Source organism: Streptomyces sp. NPDC048479 (genome assembly GCF_040651435.1).
In the GTDB taxonomy this organism is placed as follows: domain Bacteria; phylum Actinomycetota; class Actinomycetes; order Streptomycetales; family Streptomycetaceae; genus Streptomyces.
Genome location: NZ_JBEZKA010000097.1, coordinates 1 through 2,809 on the forward strand (window position 1 = coordinate 1; position 2,809 = coordinate 2,809).

Annotated in this window: 3 protein-coding genes; 1 reads left to right on the forward strand and 2 read right to left on the reverse strand. The window is 61.3% G+C overall.

Annotated features, from left to right (window positions below):
* Positions 1-724: 724 nt before the first annotated feature.
* Positions 725-1,024 (forward strand): hypothetical protein, encoded by a 300-nt coding sequence (locus AB0D12_RS41070; RefSeq protein ID WP_362695156.1) that lies wholly within the window; start codon positions 725-727, stop codon positions 1,022-1,024.
* A gap of 21 nt (positions 1,025-1,045) precedes the next feature.
* Here the strand turns inward: AB0D12_RS41070 and AB0D12_RS41075 are convergent, their stop codons facing one another.
* Entirely contained in the window at positions 1,046-2,065 is a 1,020-nt protein-coding gene (locus AB0D12_RS41075) for a ricin-type beta-trefoil lectin domain protein (protein ID WP_362695159.1), read from the reverse strand.
* A 500-nt stretch (positions 2,066-2,565) separates the two neighbouring features.
* On the reverse strand, positions 2,566-2,809 hold a 244-nt coding region (locus tag AB0D12_RS41080; protein ID WP_362695162.1), incomplete at its 5' end, for a transposase family protein.

Below are 2,809 nucleotides of genomic sequence, written 5' to 3' on the forward strand. Positions count from 1 at the left end.
CTCGCTCAACTGCCGGGGAGCCTTGTCCGTTCTTCCTCGGTCCACGACCGCCCGACTGTCACCCGATCGGTGGCCGCTCTGAAAAGGCTCAATGACCGGGCTCGGCGGTGGCATCACCGGCGCTGATAACCTCGAGGACCAGAGCGAGGCCGGTGAAAGTCCGGGTCGAGTGCGGCGTGGACTTCCTCCGAGTCCTCTGCCGGGACGAGATCACCCGCCGCGGAGCGTTGCCTCCCAACGCCGCCTGGTACGGATGAAGTTCGAGCAGCAAGTCCCCCTGGGAAAGTTCGACCTCACCACCTCCTGAACCTACCGATTTTCAGGCCTCACCAGCCTTCGGCCGATGGGCCCTCGAAGCACAGGCACAACCGCAGCCTGCGAGGGCGCCGGCCGCCAGGCTTCAACCGCAGGACCTACCGCCCTCGCAACACCGTCGAGCGGTGCTTGTGCGCCACGAGACGCCTTGTTGTATATCTCAGTCGCAGAAAACCCGCGCACAGGCCCCGCCACTGGTCGCACGATTCGGCGAAATCTCACTGACGCGACAGAAGGTAGCGCTCCTCACCGACCACCAAGTGACCAAACCTCGCCCTCGAAAAGAGCTGGCCTCCCGGCTCTTGAAGGGGAAATGCGAGCTCTGCGGGAGGTCGGAAGACGTGCGGGTGCACCACATCCGAACTCCGACCTCGACATGGAAGGGTCACCAACTGAATGGCGTCAAGTCATGACGAGGAAGCGGCGCAAGACATTGGTCGTCTGCACCGTCTGTCATGACGCGATCCACTCAGACAGCCACCCTATAGCGTCACGGAATAGGTCACTGGAGAGCCCGTTACGGGGAAACTCGTACAGCGGGTTCGGAGGGGGCCGTGCGGAAAATGACCTGCTCGGAGCAGGCGCTTCGCCGCGCTGCGTACCCAATCAACGTTCTCGAGCACTTCCGCGGCATCGCGACCGGGCACGACAAGACCGCCACCTCCTAAGAGGTGGCGGTCTCCCTCATATCATCCCTGCCACAGGATAGAGTACTTTCGTGAAGAGAATCCTATGAAGACGAACGCGCGAGGCGGGGAGCGTTCCACTTCTGGTTTTCGCCGCCGTTGCACTCATAGATCTGAAGCTGGATGTCGTAGCTGACGCCCCATGGAAGGTCCAGACACTTGTTGGACCAGGTGTTTACGAAGGTGTTACCTGCGTATTCCCACATTTGGGCACCGGAGTCATTGCACTGATGGAGCTGGACTCGGGCGCCGTCTTCGGTAGAGGCCCAGGCCACATCCAGGCACTTACCGAGGGATTGAATTGTGCCGTCCTCGGCCATTGTCCACTTCTGGGCCGGGGTGCCGTTGCACTCATGCATCTGCACCGGCGTCCAATCTTCGCTACGCCCCCCTTGAACGTCCACACATTTCCCGTGCAGCCCCGAAATTCTCCCGCTGGATCCGTCAGGCTTAGAGCCGTGGAATATGGGCGTGTCAATCGGGCCGGGATTGGTGTATACGGTCGCGGGGGGCTCTGTAGAACCAGAAACATGATTTACGCATGCATCATGCTCTTCCGCTGCTGTCATTCTGGCGGTCTGGCTGATTATTCCCTCCGTCTGCCCTTGCAGCTTAGGATTGACGGGCTTGGGCAGATCACCCTTGATTGCAGTGAAGATCTTATACCGGCCTGAACCCAGGTCTGGCGCCTTGGTTTTGTCGACTATCTTGACTTCCACTTCGGCCACTCCGTAGGAGGTGCCGTGATAGGTGCCGTAGTCGAGCCAGCCTTTATACCCAGGTCTGACCTTCACCTCATCGGTTTTGCGCACTTCGCTCGACTCGCCCCACGCATAGCTGTAGCTCGCCCCCACAGTGGTCGTGACCGACGCTTCGGCCCCAACCCCCAATGGCGCGAGAGAGACCTTGACCGTACCGGCGACGGACAGGCTGCCCCCTGCTGTATGGGTCGCGGTGTTGGTGTGCGCCCATGCAAGCGAATGCGATTCATCCGCAGTGCCGCAGTTGGTTTTCACCTCGGAGATCCGGCGCCTGTAGTCTGGATCGGAATGCTGCCGTTCCACTTCGCGGTAGGATACAAGGCGACACTGTGCGTACCCCTCGCCGAGACCAACTTCATTGCAGTAGTCCTCGGCTTCAGCACTGTAGCCGTCAGGCTTAATGTAGTCGATAGTGCCGCCGGGGACGGCCGAGGCCCCGGAAGAAGATGTCGCCGGTATTATTGTCGCTGCCGCGACTGTCAGTGCACATGTTGTGAATCCCGCAACTCTTCCGGATAGTCCAAGTCTCACAGCTTATTCACCTAACGTCGAATCCCGCAGGATGTGCTGTGCCGGTGCCACGCGAGGCCGCAACCGACGCATAAAATCCTGCACTTTGCCTCCTGTCGGGTGTACCCCCTTCGTCGTAAAAACTCGGCAGTCTCTTTGACGGCAATGTCGGCCGTGGACAGCCGACTTCGGCCGGGTCAGGCTCAACTCCGCCTGTTCCAGGACTCCTTCCCTCCCCGCAAAGGTCGGCCACCCCTGTGGGGGGGGCAGTGAGGTGATGACACTGAGGTCTTTCAGCGTTGCCGCTCCAGGGTGAGGACTGCCGCGGCGTTTGACGTCATTCGATTCGGGCTGCACCGGGATCTGCGGAAGATGCGCCAGGACTTCAGTCGTGCGACGCCGCGTTCGACCGGTGCCCGTGCGGCGGACAGCGCGCGGTTGACGGTTTGCTGGGTCGGTGTGAGCTCGCGGCCCGGTGGGCGTCTGAGGGGTGTTGTCACCCACGAGCCGGCTCCCATGTAGGCGCGGTCGGCGAGG

Coding starts and splice junctions, on each gene's coding strand:
- AB0D12_RS41070 (WP_362695156.1), top strand. CDS start 725: ATGACGAGGAAGCGGCGCAAGACATTGGTCGTCTGCACCGTCTGTCAT.